Origin of the sequence: Streptomyces sp. NPDC091412, from assembly GCF_044756885.1 — a bacterium.
Taxonomy (GTDB): domain Bacteria; phylum Actinomycetota; class Actinomycetes; order Streptomycetales; family Streptomycetaceae; genus Streptomyces.
In genome coordinates this window covers 28545-45649 of the sequence record NZ_JBIVTV010000018.1, presented here as the reverse complement: position 1 = coordinate 45649, position 17105 = coordinate 28545, and the positions used below count along the sequence as shown (strand labels likewise).

Sequence of the window (17105 nt, the reverse complement as noted above, 5' to 3'; positions counted from 1 at the left end):
CCCCGTACGCGAGCGGGCGTACGGGGGCCGGCCGGACCAAGGGAGCGGGCGGGGATCAGACGGTACGCGCGCCGGCGGTGCGGGCGGCCGTGGGCCCGGCGTCCGCGGGCGACTCGACGTCGGCGAGGTCGCGGTGCCGGGTCTCCTTGGCCACTCCCACCGCGATCAGCGTCAGCATGGCCGCCGCGATCACGTACAGGGCGATGGGGGTGGAGCTGCCGTAGGCGGACAGCAGGGCGGTGGCGATCAGCGGGGCGGGCGCGCCCGCGGCGACGGAGGCGAACTGGGCGCCGATGGAGGCGCCGGAGTAGCGCATACGGGTCGCGAACATCTCGGCGAAGAAGGCCGCCTGCGGGGCGTACATGGCCCCGTGCAGTACCAGGCCCACGGTCACCGCGAGGATGAGGTAGCCGAAGCCGCCGGTGTCGATGAGCCAGAAGAACGGGAACATCCACAGGCCGACCCCGGCGGCACCCAGCAGGTACACCGGGCGGCGCCCGATCCTGTCCGACAGGGCACCCCAGGCCGGGATCACCGCGAAGTGCACCGCGGACGCGATCAGCACGGCGTTGAGCGCGGTCTGCTTGGAGACCCCGGCGGAGGTGGTGGCGTAGACGAGGATGAACGCGGTGATGACGTAGTAGCTGATGTTCTCCGCCATACGCGCCCCCATCGCGACCAGCACATCACGCCAGTGATGCCGCAACACGGACACCAGCGGCAGCCTCTCGGTCCGGTCCCCGGCCGCCCGCGCCGCCTTACGGGACTCGGCCTGCGCCAACGCCTGCTGAAACACGGGCGATTCATCGACGGAGAGACGAATCCACAAACCGACGACGACGAGTACACCGGAGAGCAGGAACGGAATGCGCCAGCCCCAGCTGACGAAGGCGCTGTCGGAGAGAACGGCGGTCAGCAGCGAGAGCACGCCGGTGGCGAGCAACTGCCCCGCGGGCGCCCCGGTCTGCGGCCAGGAGGCCCAGAACCCGCGCCGCCGCGCGTCCCCGTGCTCGGACACCAGCAGCACGGCCCCGCCCCACTCACCGCCCAGCGCGAAGCCCTGGACCAGACGCAGCACGGTGAGCAGCACCGGAGCCGCGCTGCCCACCGTCGCATGGGTCGGCAGCAACCCGATTGCGAAGGTGGCCCCACCCATCAGGAGCAGGCTCAGCACCAGCAGCTTCTTGCGCCCCAGCCGGTCACCGTAGTGCCCGAACACCAGCGCGCCCAGCGGCCGCGCCGCGAACCCGACCGCATACGTCAGGAACGACAGCAGCGTCCCCACCAGCGGATCCGAGTCCGGGAAGAACAGCTTGTTGAACACGAGCGCGGCAGCCGAGCCGTACAGGAAGAAGTCGTACCACTCGATGGTGGTGCCGATGAGACTGGCGGCGACGATGCGGCGGAGGTTCGCCGGGGGTGGGGGAGAGGTGGTCGGGGAGGCCATGTGCGCCACTTCCTCGTCTGCGGTGGGGACGGGTACGTGTCGGCACACGGTAGGAACATGCAGGTCAAGCGCACATGTGGCGAGCCAACATAGTCTGGCGGCTCGCTATGCGTGCGGCCACCATGCCCGCCCGTGGAGCGGTGATTCAGGGGCTCGAAGAGAGCCGAATTAGGGGTGATTTGACGGTGCCGTGCTGACTCCGGTGATGGTTTGGTGCTGACTAAAAGACCACGTCATCACCCGCCTTCGCCCCTCCCGTGCTGACTAGGTGCTGATTACACTCCGTTGAACTCGGACATCTGGGGGCTGAGCGGCGCTGAGCCGTTGCGTGGAAGGTGACCGGGCTGACCAAGTCCAGCCTTGCTCTTCAGTTTCTGTGTGTTGGGCGAGGCGCTGCGCTGGATGCGGTGCACGCTTCGTCTGCTGGTGGTACACGGCTTGCATGGCGCTGACCAGCGCGAATGTGACGGCCGATGTGGGTCTGGCGGTCTCTGGCCCGCATATGGTCCGGATCTTGGTTGTGGGTTGAGCGAGACCTCGACTGGGTTGGGTAGGGCCAACGGCACTGTTCGCAGTCGCAGAGTCTGGAGGGTTTGGCGAGGCGGTTTCTGATGGGCCGGCTCCTATTTGTCTGCGCCCGCAACGCCCATACCGTGGCCGTTGACACCCGGCGAGGGGAGCTGCGAGCGCCGTCTTGAATCCGCGTCGATCGTTTCGGACACGATGCGTCGGTGGATGCGTCGCCGGAATCAGGGAGACATGAGTAGCGTGTGCAGGCTTGTGCCGTCTTGGTCTGTGGTGATGTGAGGGGACCCTTGCCCGATTCCGTCGCTTTGAGGTCTGCCGGGAGTGGGCATGCCTGACACCGATCTTCTGCGTGCGAGCCGTGACGGCGATCAGTTCCACTATCACTGGGCGGCTCGGCAGGCGGTGAAGCTGTTGCTCCCTGGTGCAGATTTGACTGCGATCGCCGTCGAGGGCGTGTCGCAGGATGACACGGCGGGGCGCGACGGTGAAGACGTCATTGACATCGCCGAGTACTACGGCGCGACCGGACTTCGCGAAGCGAACCGAGTGGTGTATCGCCAGCTGAAGCATTCGACTGCGCGGGCCACCGAGGAGTGGACCGTGTCGGGACTTGGCGGCACCGTCAGCGGGTTTGCAGAGAAGTACCGACGAATCAAGCTGGAGTCGCCGGGACTTGAGCGGAAAGCCATCTTCGAGTTCCTATCCAACCGGCCGGTCCGCGACTCCGTTCTGCGTGCGATCAGGGTTCTGGCAGTGGGCGGTGAGCTCGGCGACTACGCTCACGAGGTCAAATTTCTCAAACAATATGCGGGGTTCTCGGACGACGCAGACGGCGAAGCCGGTTTCTTCAACCAGATGCAAGTCAATCCCACAGCGCCAGGCTTGCTGCGACTCGAAGGGCTGTTCCGGCTGGATCTAGCCGGGTTTCTGCCCGGCGCTCCCGATGTGCAGCCCCTTCTGCTGAAAGAGATGATCGCGCGACGCGCGACCTCGCTGGAGACGAAGCACGTCGTCGACCGCTCCACTGTGCTTACTGCTCTCGAGGTCCCACCAGAGCGCCTTCTGCCTGCCCCCAACCTCATCGACCTGCCCGGACGCGTCATTGTGACTCCGCAGACTCGTGCGATCGTCGATGACATCGTGCGGCTCGCCCCGCGGCCTGTCATTGTTCACGCGGCCGGCGGTGTCGGGAAATCTGTGCTTACCACGCAGATTGAACGGAACTTGCCGGCGGGCTCCATCCCTCGCGGTACTGCTGGTAGCTGCTGCTTACGTGCGGTCGCGTGGGCCGTAGACGGCGGCTGCCTGGCCGGTGTGGAGGGCCCGGTATCGGTCTCCGTAGCTGAAATGCCACCACTCCGTTGGATAGTTCACAAAACCGGCGGCTGACATGACGCGGCAGAGCGTGTCGCGATGGGCCCGGGCGGCGCCGCTGATCGAGTTCGCGTGGGTGTAGCAGGCGCCGTCGCTTTCCTCTGGGGAGGCGTTCATCCTCGTCCCCATGTCCACCTCCTGGCCGTCCGGGACGGCGAGGGTCAGGTCGACGGCCGCGCCGGCGCTGTGCGGCGCGATCTCCGGTGGGGAGACGTAGCGGCTTGCGGCCTCGTGGACGCGGCTGTCGCTCCAGTCGGGGTTTCGGCGACGCAGCTTGGTCGCGTACTCCTCGAAGTACGCCCGCTGGAGCGCCGGAGGCCGGTACCCCTCGACGACGAGCAGGCGGAACTCAGTGGGAAGCAGTCGCTGGGCGTGTTCCAGGCGCTCGATGAGCCCGTGCCGCAGGTGCGCGAAGTGGCCGTCGGAGTCCTGCTTGCGTTGATCGACGAGGAACAGGCCGGACGCCCGTATGTCGATTAGTTCCTCGCCGCAGTCCTGAACAGGGATGGCGGCGACCCGAGGGTCGGACATCAGCACGATCTTCAACTACGTCTCCTTCGACAGTAAAAGACGAGCGGTGCCGTAGGTGTACGTCGGTGCTGGCGGTCAGGCCAGGCCGTCGCCCGGCATGGCCGCTGGTCCGGATGCGAAACGCGTGGAGTGCGCTGGTGAGTGGTCGATGGCCAGGTCGGGTCGCCATGCAGTGAGGATCTGGGCGCTGCACACGAACAGGCCGTCGGGGAGCTGATCGAGCGGGTACCAAGCCCAGTCGCCGACGCTCTCGTCCGGCTGCGTGGTCGGCTGCCCCTGCCAGGCGTGGACGAGCGCGCCGACGGTGACCCGCAGGACACATCCGACGTGGTCGACGAGCGTGCCCAGGAGCTGGACGTCGCCGGTCCGAGCGACCAGACCGGTTTCCTCGCCGAGTTCTCGGATCACCGCGTCCTCGAAGGATTCCCCGGCCTCCACGCTCCCACCGGGCAGTTCGAGGGTGCCGCGTCGGTGCCGGCCCAACAGAATGCTTTGTTCGCTCAGCAGGATCGCTCCGACGCCGACCGCTGCGTGTGCTGCCGGCGCTCGGGTGCTGCGGGGCCGGCTGGAGACTCGCGCCGGCCGGTCGGGAAGGCGCCGGGCGCGGATGAGCTGCTGGATAACCGTGGCGCCCTCGTCGGGGTGAGGCAGCAGGTTGATGGCCTCGACGCGGAAGCCGTACTCGGTGAGCAGGTCCTCCCACAGCTGCGGTGACAGGACCCACATCTGCGTCGGCAGGGGCGGATCGTCGCGCAGCAGGATCATCTGCTCGCGCGGCGCCACCTCCGTGGACGGGCCGCTGCCGTGCAAGTCGGTATGGAGGAGCGAGAGGATCAGAGGGGCACCGGGGCGCAGTCCGTCGCGCAGTGCGGGCAGGGAGCGGTGCGGATCGATGAACCCGAGCGTCCCGATCGCGTATGCGGCGTCGAACGGCGCGGTGCCGGCCAGGTACTCGGCCACGTCTCCTTGGACGAACTCCACGCCCTCCACGCCCGTGTGGACGGAGACGGCGCGTTCGTGCTGGGTCGGGGACAGCTCGATTCCGGTGACGCGGGCTCCGTGCGCTTGGGCGAGATGGACGGCGTGGTGGCCAGCTCCCGAACCGATGTCCAGGACGCGGCGGCCGGTGACGTCACCGAGGACTTCTGCTCCCGGTCCGACCCCTTCCCAAGGCGTCCAGGTGAGCTGGTCGGGGACGGGCGGGGTGTAGGCGCGAGCCAGTTGTCGCTGGCCATACATATGCCAGGCCCGTGTGTTGGTGTCCTCGGCGGCCACGATTGCCTCCTGGGTGGGTGCGCTGGGGATCAGGTGTGCGTGGTGAGGTAGGCGGGGCCTTCGCCGCGACGGGCCTGTTCGATGGCGTCGAGGCGGGCGAAGGAGCGCGGCGCCATCAGGCCCTGCCAGGTGGCGAGGTCGTGCACGGCCCACATGTCGTGCTCGGCTGGATCGAGTCGGATCTGCCCGAGCTGCTCTGCGGAGAGCCGCCCTCCGTCGAAGATGAGCCCTACCTTGTTCAGTGGCAGGCGGAGCCCGGCGTGCAGGAAGTGCGTCAGGAGAAGCTTCGGCGTATCCAGGCCGAGTTCGAGGCCGGTCTCTTCGACTGCTTCGCGGCGAGCGGTTTGCAGCGGGTCCTCTCCTTGGGCGTCCAGGTTGCCGCCCGGGAACTGCCAGAGGCGCGAGCCGTAGACCGAGCGCAGTTGAACCGGCCGATCGTGTTCGTCGCGGATGTACAGGCAGCCGTACACCGTATGGTGGGGGACGGTGTGCGCGTACTGCGCGGGCGTCATCGGCATCGGTCGGCCTGGCCGTGCAGGGCGGTGGTCGAATGCGAAGGCCAGGACGCCGAGGCCCTCCTTGGCTGGCGGGTAGATGCTGCGCAGGTTGGCGAGCAGTTCTCCGGGCGGCCCGTTCGGGTCGACGCGCGCAGGGTCCTCTGAACTGAGCAGATCCTCGAAGGAGGGGTACGGGGTGATCCGCTGCACGATGACGTCGAGCTCCCGGCCGGTGCCGCGGTCGTGGAAGACGACCGTGTCGCCGACGGCAACGGCGCGCTTCCGCGGGGTGGCCACCCTCACTTCGATCGTCTTGCGGCCTGCTTCCACTTGGCGGTAGTACCGCGGGAGCAGGTGCATGTGGTGCTCTTGCCGTTCCTCTCTGGCCGCCGGACTCGGGACGGCTGGGATCGCCTGTTGGGTGTCGTCAGGCACACATGCCTCCGATAGATGCGGTGTGGTTCGTTGCGTTCAGCGGCCCATGGACGGTGAACGGGGGTTGCTCCGTGACGGAATCTTCAGGGTGGACCATGTCCCGCCCCCTGCTCCGTCGGCCCGTCCCACCCGGCTGCTCTCGCGGGCCACAGAGGTGGCCGACCAGCTGGCGATGTAGCCCACTGCCTGTTTCGGCGAGCTGCCGCACTTCCTCGGTCGGGAGGTCCGGGTGCATGGAAGCGGCCATGTTCATACCCAGCCCGTTTCGGAGTAGGAGCGGCCGGCCTGGATGCCCTCGATGGCGACCCTGGTGTAGGGGACGAGGTCCTCGGGGAGGGCGGCCGGATCCCAGAACTTCCACTGGGTGCACTTGTCCGGCTCGCATAGTTCCGGCTCGCCGCTCCAGGTCCGAGCGCGGAAGAACAGGCCCATGCGGGGCCGGCCCCCGGCCCGGTCGATGTGGTGGACGACGTGGACGAGTTCGACGTCCTGTCGCTCGATGCGCAGACCGGCCTCCTCCCGCGCCTCTCTGATCAGGCAGGTAATGGCGCTCTCCTGCTCGCAGTGGCCGGCCAGGACGTGCCAGGTGGAAGGCGCGAAGTTGGAGTCGGGGTGGCGCAGCCCGAGCAGCACCGTCCCGTCAGGCCGTTCCAGGTAGAGGTGAACGCCGATGATGTTGGGAACCGTGCCGTGCGGAGAGGCCGGGCGGCGACCCTCGTGCGATGCGGGCCCGCTCTGCGACGCGGTGCTGGATGCGCCGGTCGGGCGGCTGGCGGCGTGGCGCCGTACGAGGGCGCTGGTGGTGTCTGCGATGCGGAGGCGGTGGAGGTCGTCGGGGGCGAACCAGGCCAGCATCACCCCTTCCGTCAGGTGGAGTTCGCGGGGGTCACCGTTCCAGCGGCCGGCGTAGATGGCGATGGGTACGGTCACGCCGGCGTCGTCGGTTGCTTCCTCGATGCCGAACGGGGTCAGGTCGGCGATGTGGAGGCCGGCTTCCTCGGCCAGTTCGCGCCGCACAGTGTGCTCCAGGGTGGCGTCCTGGGGCTCTCGGCCACCACCCAGCAGTGACCACATCCCCGGCTCCCAGATTCGGCCGGGGAAGTAGTCGCGCAGGTGGAGCAGGTACTCGCCACGGTCGCTGTAGATCAGGGCCGAGGCGTTGGCGGTCGCCGGTCCGATTCCGGGCGGAAGCTTGAGCAGCTTCTGGCGCAGGGAGGGGGAGCCCACCCTGTCCGCGGGACGCCATTCGATGCCACCGACCTCTTCTTCCTGCAGCACCAGCGGCACCTCTACCGCGGTCTGCAGGCGGAAGAGGAACCGCAGGTCGAAGTGCCGGTGGCCGGGTTCCCCCTTGCCCGGGTGGGCGTCGATGTCGTGTATGTCGATGTCGAACGGGACAGTCTCGTAGCCGGGCCACGGTGCCACGGCCTGGGGCGGGATCCCGGTCTCCTCGTGCAGCTCCCGAAGAGCCGCCCCTGCCAGGGACTCGTCCTCGGGCTCGGTGTGTCCGCCGGGGGCGAGGACTTTGCCGCTCCCCAGGTGCAGCACCTGCAGGACGCGGCCGAGCGGATCGACGACGATCGCGCCGCAGGTGACGTGTCCGGTGAAGGTGGAGCGGCTGGCGATATCGGTGGGACGGTCGAGGGCGACCAGGAGGCCGGCAAGCTGCGCGCGCTCGTGAGGGTGGCGAGCGAGGTAGGTCTCGACGGTGGTGCGGATGTGCTCGGGTGACAGCGGCATTCGGCTACCTCAGAGGAGCGTGAAGCGGGACAAATGGAGGCGGGGTAGTCGTTCGTGTCAGCTCAGCCGCATCCCCTCAGCAGGGATCTCCTCGATGGCAGCGGGCCGAGCGGCAGGCAGACCCCACCGCTCCCGGGCCGTCTCAGCGGCAAGCAGGGCTTGCCGCGCTCCGGGCGGCCCCCATCCCAGCAGGGCGGCTGCTTGGGCGGGGGAGGCGAGCAGGCGTGCGAAGGGGTGGCCGGTGGCAGGGTCGACGGCCGCCGGCCCGACGGCGGTGACCCGGGCGGCCAAGCGGAGCCGGGCGTTGGGCCCCACCCCGCCGTAGACCTCACCGGTTTCGTCCAGCACCCAGCCCAGTCGCACCGGGTCAGTCAGAGCGAGCTGCGCTTCCTCGGCGGCTTCCCGGTGGAGGGTGTCCTCGGGAGTCGCGTCGGTCTTCTCCACCGTGCCGCCGGGCAGCATCGGCAGCGCGCCTCGCGGGCCGGGGTCGGCCAAGAGGACGACCCGGCCGTCGGGGACGAAGCACCACGCCCAGGCTTGCTGCACGGGGAGCCGTTCGGGGACGGGGCCGCGGTTGAAGGGGCTCTCCCACAGAGGCCGGTAGCGAACGTGCACGTCATGGCGGTCCAGCACCGGGACGTCGAGGATGTGCCGGCCATCCGCGAGGTGAGCGGTGGCTGTGTTCCCGAGCCGTGCACGGTAGGCGGCGAGCATGATCTGCCCGTCCACGGGGCGCAGCCGCTGCACCGCGTCCCGAGTCTCCAGGAAGGCGTACTCGGACAGCTCCTCGCGCGGGAGACGGATGGCCTCCGCCTGGTCAGGAGTGAGCGTTCCGCCATCGAAAACGAACCGGATCTCTCCGGGGAAACGCGTGCTGTGCTGGCTGTCCGGGTGGTGCGGGGAGAGGGAGTGGACGGCGAGCACGCCCGACAGGGGCAGGCTCGTCAGGCCCAGTTCCTCGGTGATCTCGCGCCGGCAGGCGACGTGCGGGTGTTCGCCGGGTTCGACGACTCCTCCGGGCAGCAGCCACCGGTCGTCCTCGCGGTAGGTGGGGTGAACGAGCAGGACGCGGCCGACTTGGTCAGTGACGAGCGCTGCGGCGCCGACCCACACCGTGTGCCGGGGGACGGCGTGCTGCCCTGCGGACAGGGCGGCACGCGGTGCGACATCATCCGAACGTGAGACGGGAGTGGTCACTTGGCGGTGCCTTCCTTATCGGTGGGGCGGGCATGGGTTCGGCACGGGCCGGGAGCGGTGATCAGGAGGCACCGCCGTTCATCCGGCGCTGCAGCTCCCTTGGCCGGTGAGTAGTGCAGCGGGGCCGGGAACGATCGGCCAGTCCACGGTGATGCGGGTGTGCTTCTTGGCAAATACGTGCAGTTCGTGGTCTCTGGGCGGCGGGGCGCAACTGGCGGCCGGTCGGGCGGTGATGCGGGGGCAGAGGGCGCCGCGGTGGTTGTGCTGCCAGTGCCGGACCTGCTCGGCCATCTCCTGTGCAGCGAGATGTCCTCGGGTGCCGTGGCCATGGACAACGAACTCGTACAGGCCCTCGCCATCGTCTCCGTCGCCGATGCGATCGGTGGCCAGTCGCGCGAGGGAGTTGCCGCGGACGATCGCGGCGCCGGGCCAGTGCTTGAGCGGCGGGTTCAGGACCCCGTTGTCGCCGTCGAAGTCGGCCGAGAGGCGGCAAAAGCCCGGCAGGGCGCCGGCGAGGTAGAGGGTGAGGGCGTCGAAGGGTTCCTGGCCGCCTACGGTGACGTGGGTGTGCGTCACGGTCGGCTCGCAGGTGAGGGCTGGGGCGAGTTCGTCGACGGGCAACGGGGTGCCGTCTTCCCAGGACAGGTGGACGCCGGTGCCTGGGACGGTGCGGCGATTCCTGTGCCAGGCGCCGTCGCCCTGCATGGCGACAAAGCCGCAGACGATGAGCGGCTCGTCGCTGTGCAAGACCCCGTCGCGCTTGGTGAAGGTGATGGCCCAGTGGTACCCGTGCAGACGCACCGGTGCGACGAGACGGCCGCCCTCGGCGAGGGCGTCGATCCAGGGCAGATCCCAGGTGTCGACGGTGACCACGATGGCGTCGAATCCGCCGTCCGGCACCACCTCGGCAGGCAGGTGCTCGGCGTCCGCGGTGACCACGCGGATGCGGCCGTATCCGGTCTGGGTCAGGAAGCGGGTGGCCCGGTCGGTGACGGATCGGTCGATGTCGAGGGTGGTGACGTGGCCGGTCGGGTCGGCGAGTTCGGCGATGAGAGCAGCGTTGTAGCCGCCGGAGCCGATCTCCAAAGCGTGGTGGCCGGGTTGGATGCGGGCGGCTTCGAGCATGTCGGCCTGCAGCCAGGGCGCGGAGATGGAGCTGATGACGGTGCCGTCGTCGCTGTGGCGGGTGGCGATGATCTCGTTGGCGTACGCAGCATGGAGTGGCCTTTCGGGGGCGAAGGCGTGCCGGGGCACGGTGCGCAGGGCGCGGTCGACCGCGGGGGTGCGGATGTGTCCGGCGGCGGCAAGTTCGTCGGCCAGTTGGTGGCGCAGAGCGGTGGCTTCGTCGAGGTCCGTGGTGGGGGGCGTGGTCACGGCGAGCCTTTCGGTCGTGCGGGTCATACCTGGTCCGAGACGGTGGGCGTTGCAGGGTTCGGGATGGTCGCGGTCGGGGCGTACTGGGCGGCCTGGGCGTCGAACATGGCGGCGTACCGACCGCGGGCGGCGATGAGTTCGTCGTGGGTGCCGTGCTCGGCGAGGTGTCCGTTGTTGAGGACGTAGATGTGGTCGGCGTGGCGGACGCCGGACATGCGGTGGGTGACCAGGACGACGGCTCGGTTCGGTGCGGCGAGGCGGCGGATGCGGTCGAAGGCTTCGATTTCGGCTTCGGGGTCGAGGGCGGAGGTCGGTTCGTCGACGATGAGGACGCCGTCTGCCTGTGATGTTGAACTGCGCCAGTGCGTGCGGGCCAGGCCGACTTTCTGCCATTCGCCGCCGGACAGTTCGATGGCGCCGCGGAACATGCGGGCCAGCAGACTGCGCAGGCCGTCGGGGAGTTTGGCGATGACGGGGCCGGCAACGGCGTAGTCGACCGAGGGCTTAAGGTCCTGGTCTGTAGCGGGGTGGTCGGGGCGGCCGAGGCGGATGTTCATCGCGGCGGTCACGGGCCAGCGCTGGAAGTCCTGGGTGAGCAGGGAGACGCGCTCGAAGACCTGGGAGCGGTCGAGACTGGTGAGGTCCGCGTCGCCCCAGCGCAGGGTGCCGGCCTCGGGAAGCAGCATGCCCGAGAGGATCTTCATCAGGGTGCTCTTACCGGAACCGTTCTCACCCACCACGGCGGTGACCGATCCCATCGGCAGGGTCAACGACACGCTGTCCAGGGCGGTGGTGTCCCGGTCGGGGTAGCGGTAGGTGACCTGGTCCAGAACGACTTCCCTGACGCGTTCCGGTACGGGCGCACCGCCGCCGGGCAGCGTCCGCTGGGCGGCCTGGGTGAGGAAGCGGCCGTGGTCGCGGACGTAGAGGCTCTCCTCGTGGAGCTGGTTGATGTTCATGACCAGCGCGCCCAGGCTCGCCGAGCCGGTGCGTACCGCGATGACGGCGGTCCCGGCGACGGCGAGGCTCATGTGCCCGGCCATGATCAGCCAGAACATGGCCCCGTAGGTCGCCGCCATCGCCAGACCGGACAGCGCGGAGGCGACCCACTCGGTCAGGGCCTTGTTGGAAGCGAGGCGTTCCTGTTCGGCCTCGGCGCTCTCGGCCATCTGCTCGTAGCGGCTCAGGAGGAAGTCGCCCACGGCGTGGAGGCGCACTTCCTGGGCGGCGGTGCGTTCGGTGAGCAGGTTGCCGATCAGGCGGCTGGCCCGCACGTGCTCGATCCAGCTCATCACCGACACGTATCGTTCCTGGGCCACGCGCATGGCGCCCCAGCCGCGAGGGGCGGCGATGAGGATCAGCATGGGCAGCAGCACGGGGTGGAGTACAGCGAGGACGCCGGCGGTGGTGATCAGCGAGATGAGGCCGTTCAGCGCGGCGACGCAGGCGCTGATCATGCGGCGGGCCGAACCCGGGCCATGCTGGGCGATGTCCACGAGCCGCCGGAAGTCGGGATCGTCGATGGCCTCCAGTTCGACGCTGGCTGCGGCGGCCAGGTACTGCGTGGTCGCGATCCGCTCGACCTTCGGCTCCAGCCGCCCTGCGCGGGAGGTGGACCAGGCGGACAGGGCGGAGTTGATGACGCCGATAGCGGCGGCGGCCAACAGGCCGGGTAACAGGGCGTGCAGCCGCTCGGCAGCGCTGCCGTTGCCGGCGAGCAGAGCGTGCATGACGGCGTTGACGGCGAGCAGGCCGGCGGCTGCGGCGATGCCTTGGCCGATCTCGCTGGCCCCGACCGAGAGCAGAGCACGCCGGTCGGCCTGCCACGCCATGCGCAGCGTTGCGCCGACGAGTGTGGGCATGGAGCGCAGCGCGGACATCATGGTCAGGTCCAAGGTCGCGTGCTCGTGCTGGGACCAGCCCATGTCGTAGCGCAGGGGGCCGCCGAACAGCTCGTGTTCGGCGTCGGAGACCTGCGGATCGGCCATCGTGACTGGGCCGAAGAATCTCTTCACCGGGCGCCTCCCGCAGGCCAGTTGATGGCCCGGTAGGACGGGCCGTGGGTGAGCATGTGGAAGATGGTGGCGGTGTAGGGGTGACAGTCCGGCAACGGTCGTTCCATCGGCACCCAGAAGAGCCCTTCGTGCTTGTGTGGATCGGCGTTGTACGGCTCACCCGTCCACGACTGCGCCACGAACACGGCGGTGATCCGGTCCAGGCCACCGTCGGAGTAGTTGTGGTGGATTAGCCCGCAGAACTCCTGCTGCTCAGCAGTGATAAGGACCCCCACCTCCTCCATGGCCTCGCGTCGCGCAGCATGGTCGAGTGGTTCACCGACTTCCAAGTGGCCGCCCACGACAGTGAGCTGTCCCGGTGCGAGGGCGGCGTCCAGTGCGCGGCGTACGCACAGGGCGGCGCCGTTGGTACGGAGCAGGACCTGTGCCACGTCGGCAATCAGCTGGTGAGGGGAGTCGCTCACGGGCGGCCCTCCTGCACCAGGCGTTCTACGGTGTGCCGACCATTGGTCACGAGGGCACCGCCGTGCCGAAAGCTATAGGTGAGGACGGAGGACGGGAGAGGTGTGGGCTGCGTCATGCCAGGTACCTCGTATCCGGTCGTGACCCGTCGTCGAGCAGAGCTGCGCGACCGGAGGTGAAGCGAAGGCTGGCGCCCGAGGAGGTAGCGGCATTTTCGAACGCAGGATGAACGAGTCCAGGGCGGCGTACGGGATGCATGGGGACTCCTCGGGGCGAGATGCGGACAGGTGATCGGGTAACGGCGGTCCTGCTGTAGCCGTAACGGGTGGAGGGGGACGAAATCTAGAACGTGACTTCGCATACCGGGCTCTCTCCTTGTGCGGTCGGGTGGGGCGGGCTGTGATGCAGTGTTCGATCACTCATGTGGGTTGCGGTACCTCCTGCGGGGGATTGTCGGGGGGCGCTTGGTCGGTCATGGCGTGGCGAGGTCCGGGCGGAGGGCGACGGCGTCGCGAAGGAAGCTGCGCTTGGAGTAGAAGGTGTGCTCGGCGGCCCAACCGTGACTGGCGAGGTACTCGCAGAGCCAGCTGTCGATCCGCTTCATCTCGATGAGGATCTCGTCCTGGTCGTGGTCGAGGATGCTGCGTGAGCGGAGGTACTCCAGCTCGCACTGGGAGAGCACCACGTCGGGGGCCGCCAGGAGGGCGCAGCGGTCGAGAAAGATGCCGTAGACGTGTCCGGTGCGCAGCGACTCGCACTGGATGTCGTAGCGGACGCGTTGGAAGGGCGGCATGGCCCGGACCTGGAGACTCAGGTCTTCGCGCAGGAACGTCTCGAAGCGGTCGGGGGTGATGTCGAGGCCAGGGGCGAGTTCCTCGCGGCGGGCGAAGGCGTCCTTGGTGAACCACTTTCGCTTGAGTACGTGCCCGGCGGTGACGGTGGGGATGAAGGAGGCGTAGCCGATCTCGGGCTCGGGGCCGGTGACGTCGAACAGATGGTTCTCGGTGTGGTGGATCTGGAACTCTTCCCGGTACTCCGGGCGGCAGCCTTCCAGCTTGCCGTCGCGCAGTGTCTTGAGCAGTTCCATGGATGCGGACCAGATGTCCGGTGCCGGGTCGAGGGTGTATTTGAACTCCAGCTCGGTGCCGGAGAAGTGCTTGCGGAAGTACCGCAGATGGTTGTTGAGCGCCGTGCTCGACTCTGCGTGCGCCGTCAGCACGGGGTCGAACCAGAGCAGTTCCTCGACCGGGCCGTGGCCGACTGGCTTTCGGGTGGTGCGGACGAAGCAGGCATCCTCGGGGTGGAAGCGGATCTGTGCGTACGCGTGGTAGCCGCCGCCGGGGTGTTCAGCCAGGTAGCACAGCGGCACCAGGCCCGGGGCGTCCTCGGTGCCGACCAGGCCGCGCAGGGCGGGACCGGCGATGGCGTCGGGGAACAGTTCGCCGCCGTCGATCCTGGCCGCCCCGAGCCGGGAGCCGCCGGGGTGCAGCGCTTCGGCCGGGCAGGGTCCCAGCGCGTTCCAGCGGACGATCACGGTGGTGGCCGGCCGGCATATCTCCTGCGGTGGCACCCGTACGAGCACGATCGGCTCGTCTGGTCGCCGTGGCGCGGTGCGGTTGAGGAGGTGGACGCCGCCGAGGACGACCCAGGCTCCCCGGTACGAGGGCTGCTCATCGTGCACGCTGGTCTCCTTCGTGTGCAGCGAGTGCCACGGGTGATCGCCCTGCAGCCCGAAGGGGCCACCGGGTCGGCCGGACATCCCCGTATGGCTGCCTGCTCGTCGCTGCGACGTCCGGCCGGTTCGTCGGCCTAGGGTGGGGCGGGTGAGTCATGGTGAAGTTGGTCAGGTGATCTTGGACGAGGCTGTTGCGGATGCCCGCCTCGCCGCATGGGAGTTCGACGGTGCACGGGCCTGGCTGGAGGAAGCCCGCCGGCATCCCATGGAGCCGCTGGCCGCCGAGGTGTGGGTCACCGACCCTGCTTTCGAGCACGTCCTGCTGGTCAAGCACCGTGTGCGCGGATGGGTGCCGCCAGGCGGCAAGGTGGAGCCGGGCGAGGCGCCGCGTGCGGCGGCGGCACGAGAGCTGCTGGAGGAGACCGGCCTGCGCACCGAGTTGCTGCCCGAGCCCGCGGCCGTGGCGGTGCGTTCCTACCGGGCCGACTGGTCTCCGACGCTGGGCCTGTCCTACGCCGCGATCGTGGGACGCGACGTGCCGCTCGCCGGGGAGCAGAACCAGCCGGCGGCATGGTTCCGTCTGGACACAGGCTGGGACAGTGTCTTCCTCGAAGACCGCGAGCGGATCCGTGCGCACGCTCGCCGTCTGGCAGCCGGCCGGGCGGTCGGCTCCCGCTGAGGTAGGCCCCTGGCCGCCGTTCACAGGAGGGCCTCGATCCGGTCGAGGTCGGCCGAGGGCAGGGTGACGAGCTCAAGGTCGTGCAGGAAGCGGCACCACACCGGCTCCAGGCCGGGTTCGCGTTCGAACTCCTCACGGTCCAGGCATCCGTTGGCGTGCGCGGCGGTCCGCAGCGCGTGCTGCTGCAGCTGGGCTGGGTGGATCCACCGAGGGGCGCGGACCTCCAGGGGCGAGGGGCACAGCGACCCGGAAACCTCGGCCCGGAAGATCCACCAGTGGTGGCCGACCGGACCGCTGGGCGTGCGGTGGCAGTGGTTGGGGCGCCACTGGTCCAGCAGCAGGTGCAGGTGGGTGACGGTGAGACCGACCTCTTCGGTGACTTCGTCGCGGGCGGCCTGCTCGGGGCCGCCATGCTCGTCGACGTGGCCGGCGACCGGGGCGATTCCGGCTTCGGCGCCGCCGTCCCCGTCCCACAGGCCCAGCAGGCGACCGAGCTGGCGCAGCGGTACGAGCTGCTGGATCGCCTAGGCGTGTCCACCGCTGCCAGAGGCGGCCTTGTAGACCTGGTTGCGGTCCAACTGGGCGACGTGCAGCGTCAGCCAGGCGCCAGTGCGAGCCCACCGAGGAGTGGCTCCACGCGCTGGACTGGATGAAGCGCAACTCGCTGCCGGTCAGCGCCCTCGCGGAAGCCGACGTTCTGAGGCGGGCCCTCGATGCGATGTGCCGCAAGCTGGACGGCAAGGCGGCTGCGGCTAAAACAGCCCGACGCAAGAGGGCTGCGTTCAACGAAGCTCTCAACACTGCGGTGGAGAAGGGATACTTCGCAGAGAACCCCCTCAAGGGGCTCCGGTGGCAAGCGCCAGCAGTCAATGAGGAGGTGGATCCGGCCGCCGTTCCCAATCCGGCCCAGGTGCTTCGGCTGCTCGAGGCCGTTGCTCGCCAGCGGGGGCGGGGTCCTCATCTTGAAGCATTCTTCGGTTGCATGTACTTCGCGGCTATGCGGCCAGCTGAGGTCATCCACCTTCGGATCGAGCAATGCCACTTGCCAAAGACGGAAGGGGGATGCTGAACCTCTCGGGCGGGGTCGTCACGTCTGGCAAGGAGTGGACCGACGACGGTGAGGTGCACGAGGTGCACTCGCTCAAGCGTCGCGCGGCAAGCGCGACGCGGCCTGTTCCCATCCCGCCGCAGTTCGTACGCATGCTGCGTGCCCATGTGAATCGGTTCGACGTGGCACCTGACGGTCGACTTTTCCGGAACCAGGCTGGCAACTACGTGGACGCTGCCGCCTACGGCTTCACATGGGCGCGGGCCCGGGAATACGCCCTGACCCGTACTGAGCGCACTTCTAGCCTGGCCAAGCGGCCTTACGATCTCCGTCACGCCGGGATCTCGTTCTGGCTCTACTCCGGAGTGGACCCGGCCGAGTGCGCCCGCCGCGCCGGCCAGAGCATCGAGGTTCTCTTTCGCCACTACGCCAAGTTCCTTGACGGCCTTCGAGAGCAGGCGAACCGTCTCATCGAGCAGTCCATGAACGAGTGGCAGCGCGTCAGTCAAGGTGACGTACCCGAGGGCTGAACCGGGGGTTTGGTCCGTGACTGGTCCGGAAGCACTGGTCAGGAGGGGTGCAGTCGTGGGAGGAATTGGGAGTTAGCGCGCAAGCCGGGCCCGGTCGAGAGCGGGTTGCACGAAGGGTGCCTGACGGGTGAAAACCCAGGTCAGGCGCCTTTTCGCATGTGTCTAGAAGAAGCCAAGCCTCTTCGGCGAGTACGACACCAGAAGATTCTTCCTCTGCTGGTGGTGCAGGCGTCACGCGTCGCTGACCTGCGTAAAGCGTGGCCACGTATGGCTCGTTGGAGCCGTCGGCCCGGGAATG

At 68.7% G+C, this 17105-nt stretch carries 15 protein-coding genes; 4 read left to right on the top strand and 11 right to left on the bottom strand.

Features of this window, described 5'->3' with window-relative positions:
* Positions 1 to 55 precede the first annotated feature (55 nt).
* Complete coding sequence (locus tag ACIQMV_RS31320) at positions 56 to 1447, bottom strand: MFS transporter (RefSeq protein WP_402596600.1); 1392 nt, start codon at positions 1445 to 1447, stop codon at positions 56 to 58.
* Positions 1448 to 2302: 855 nt separating this feature from the next.
* On the opposite strand from ACIQMV_RS31320, the gene ACIQMV_RS31315 reads away from it, so the two are divergent.
* The gene (locus ACIQMV_RS31315) at positions 2303 to 3364 is read left to right on the top strand and encodes a hypothetical protein (RefSeq protein WP_402596599.1); all 1062 of its coding nucleotides are present in this window, start codon (positions 2303 to 2305) and stop codon (positions 3362 to 3364) included.
* On the opposite strand, the gene ACIQMV_RS31310 is transcribed toward ACIQMV_RS31315, so the two are convergent.
* The 9 genes from ACIQMV_RS31310 to ACIQMV_RS31270 all read right to left on the bottom strand — a co-directional run bounded on the left by ACIQMV_RS31310 (position 3245) and on the right by ACIQMV_RS31270 (position 14556).
* Positions 3245 to 3880, bottom strand: a complete 636-nt coding sequence (locus ACIQMV_RS31310) for a M15 family metallopeptidase (RefSeq protein WP_402596667.1) — start codon at positions 3878 to 3880, stop codon at positions 3245 to 3247. The two genes, ACIQMV_RS31315 and ACIQMV_RS31310, sit on opposite strands and share 120 nt — an antisense overlap.
* A gap of 75 nt (positions 3881 to 3955) precedes the next feature.
* The gene (locus ACIQMV_RS31305; RefSeq protein ID WP_402596598.1) at positions 3956 to 5155 is read right to left on the bottom strand and encodes a bifunctional class I SAM-dependent methyltransferase/NUDIX hydrolase; all 1200 of its coding nucleotides are present in this window, start codon (positions 5153 to 5155) and stop codon (positions 3956 to 3958) included.
* Between the two features lie 29 nt (positions 5156 to 5184).
* Positions 5185 to 6012: an NUDIX domain-containing protein gene (locus ACIQMV_RS31300; RefSeq protein ID WP_402596597.1), complete on the bottom strand. Its 828-nt coding sequence runs from the start codon at positions 6010 to 6012 to the stop codon at positions 5185 to 5187.
* 324 nt (positions 6013 to 6336) lie between these two features.
* The gene (locus ACIQMV_RS31295) at positions 6337 to 7827 is read right to left on the bottom strand and encodes an NUDIX domain-containing protein (protein ID WP_402596596.1); all 1491 of its coding nucleotides are present in this window, start codon (positions 7825 to 7827) and stop codon (positions 6337 to 6339) included.
* A 57-nt stretch (positions 7828 to 7884) separates the two neighbouring features.
* Entirely contained in the window at positions 7885 to 9024 is a 1140-nt protein-coding gene (locus tag ACIQMV_RS31290; protein WP_402596595.1) for an NUDIX hydrolase, read from the bottom strand.
* Between the two features lie 78 nt (positions 9025 to 9102).
* The gene (fxlM, locus tag ACIQMV_RS31285; protein ID WP_402596594.1) at positions 9103 to 10425 is read right to left on the bottom strand and encodes a methyltransferase, FxLD system; all 1323 of its coding nucleotides are present in this window, start codon (positions 10423 to 10425) and stop codon (positions 9103 to 9105) included.
* Entirely contained in the window at positions 10422 to 12413 is a 1992-nt protein-coding gene (locus ACIQMV_RS31280; RefSeq protein ID WP_402596593.1) for an ABC transporter ATP-binding protein, read from the bottom strand. Before ACIQMV_RS31280 ends, fxlM begins: the two co-directional genes overlap by 4 nt.
* Complete coding sequence (locus tag ACIQMV_RS31275) at positions 12410 to 12877, bottom strand: NUDIX domain-containing protein (RefSeq protein WP_402596592.1); 468 nt, start codon at positions 12875 to 12877, stop codon at positions 12410 to 12412. Before ACIQMV_RS31275 ends, ACIQMV_RS31280 begins: the two co-directional genes overlap by 4 nt.
* A gap of 470 nt (positions 12878 to 13347) precedes the next feature.
* Positions 13348 to 14556: a hypothetical protein gene (locus tag ACIQMV_RS31270; RefSeq protein WP_402596591.1), complete on the bottom strand. Its 1209-nt coding sequence runs from the start codon at positions 14554 to 14556 to the stop codon at positions 13348 to 13350.
* Between the two features lie 166 nt (positions 14557 to 14722).
* Between ACIQMV_RS31270 and ACIQMV_RS31265 the strand changes: the two genes are divergently transcribed.
* Positions 14723 to 15229: an NUDIX domain-containing protein gene (locus ACIQMV_RS31265; RefSeq protein WP_402596590.1), complete on the top strand. Its 507-nt coding sequence runs from the start codon at positions 14723 to 14725 to the stop codon at positions 15227 to 15229.
* A gap of 20 nt (positions 15230 to 15249) precedes the next feature.
* Here the strand turns inward: ACIQMV_RS31265 and ACIQMV_RS31260 are convergent, their stop codons facing one another.
* Complete coding sequence (locus ACIQMV_RS31260; RefSeq protein WP_402596666.1) at positions 15250 to 15672, bottom strand: NUDIX domain-containing protein; 423 nt, start codon at positions 15670 to 15672, stop codon at positions 15250 to 15252.
* A gap of 206 nt (positions 15673 to 15878) precedes the next feature.
* Here ACIQMV_RS31260 and ACIQMV_RS31255 point away from each other — a divergent pair, with 206 nt between their 5' ends.
* Both ACIQMV_RS31255 and ACIQMV_RS31250 read left to right on the top strand, forming a co-directional pair.
* The gene (locus ACIQMV_RS31255; RefSeq protein WP_402596589.1) at positions 15879 to 16298 is read left to right on the top strand and encodes a hypothetical protein; all 420 of its coding nucleotides are present in this window, start codon (positions 15879 to 15881) and stop codon (positions 16296 to 16298) included.
* Entirely contained in the window at positions 16292 to 16807 is a 516-nt protein-coding gene (locus tag ACIQMV_RS31250) for a hypothetical protein (RefSeq protein ID WP_402596588.1), read from the top strand. The genes ACIQMV_RS31255 and ACIQMV_RS31250 overlap by 7 nt, the downstream gene beginning before the upstream one ends.
* Positions 16808 to 17105 lie beyond the last annotated feature (298 nt).

Excerpts from the sequence above, each read along its gene's own strand:
- ACIQMV_RS31320 (WP_402596600.1), bottom strand. The coding sequence starts at position 1,447 with ATGGCCTCCCCGACCACCTCTCCCCCACCCCCGGCGAACCTCCGCCGC.
- ACIQMV_RS31315 (WP_402596599.1), top strand. The coding sequence starts at position 2,303 with ATGCCTGACACCGATCTTCTGCGTGCGAGCCGTGACGGCGATCAGTTC.
- ACIQMV_RS31310 (WP_402596667.1), bottom strand. The coding sequence starts at position 3,880 with ATGTCCGACCCTCGGGTCGCCGCCATCCCTGTTCAGGACTGCGGCGAG.
- ACIQMV_RS31300 (WP_402596597.1), bottom strand. The coding sequence starts at position 6,012 with ATGCACCTGCTCCCGCGGTACTACCGCCAAGTGGAAGCAGGCCGCAAG.
- ACIQMV_RS31295 (WP_402596596.1), bottom strand. The coding sequence starts at position 7,827 with ATGCCGCTGTCACCCGAGCACATCCGCACCACCGTCGAGACCTACCTC.
- fxlM (WP_402596594.1), bottom strand. The coding sequence starts at position 10,425 with ATGACCCGCACGACCGAAAGGCTCGCCGTGACCACGCCCCCCACCACG.
- ACIQMV_RS31255 (WP_402596589.1), top strand. The coding sequence starts at position 15,879 with ATGAAGCGCAACTCGCTGCCGGTCAGCGCCCTCGCGGAAGCCGACGTT.
- ACIQMV_RS31250 (WP_402596588.1), top strand. The coding sequence starts at position 16,292 with ATGCTGAACCTCTCGGGCGGGGTCGTCACGTCTGGCAAGGAGTGGACC.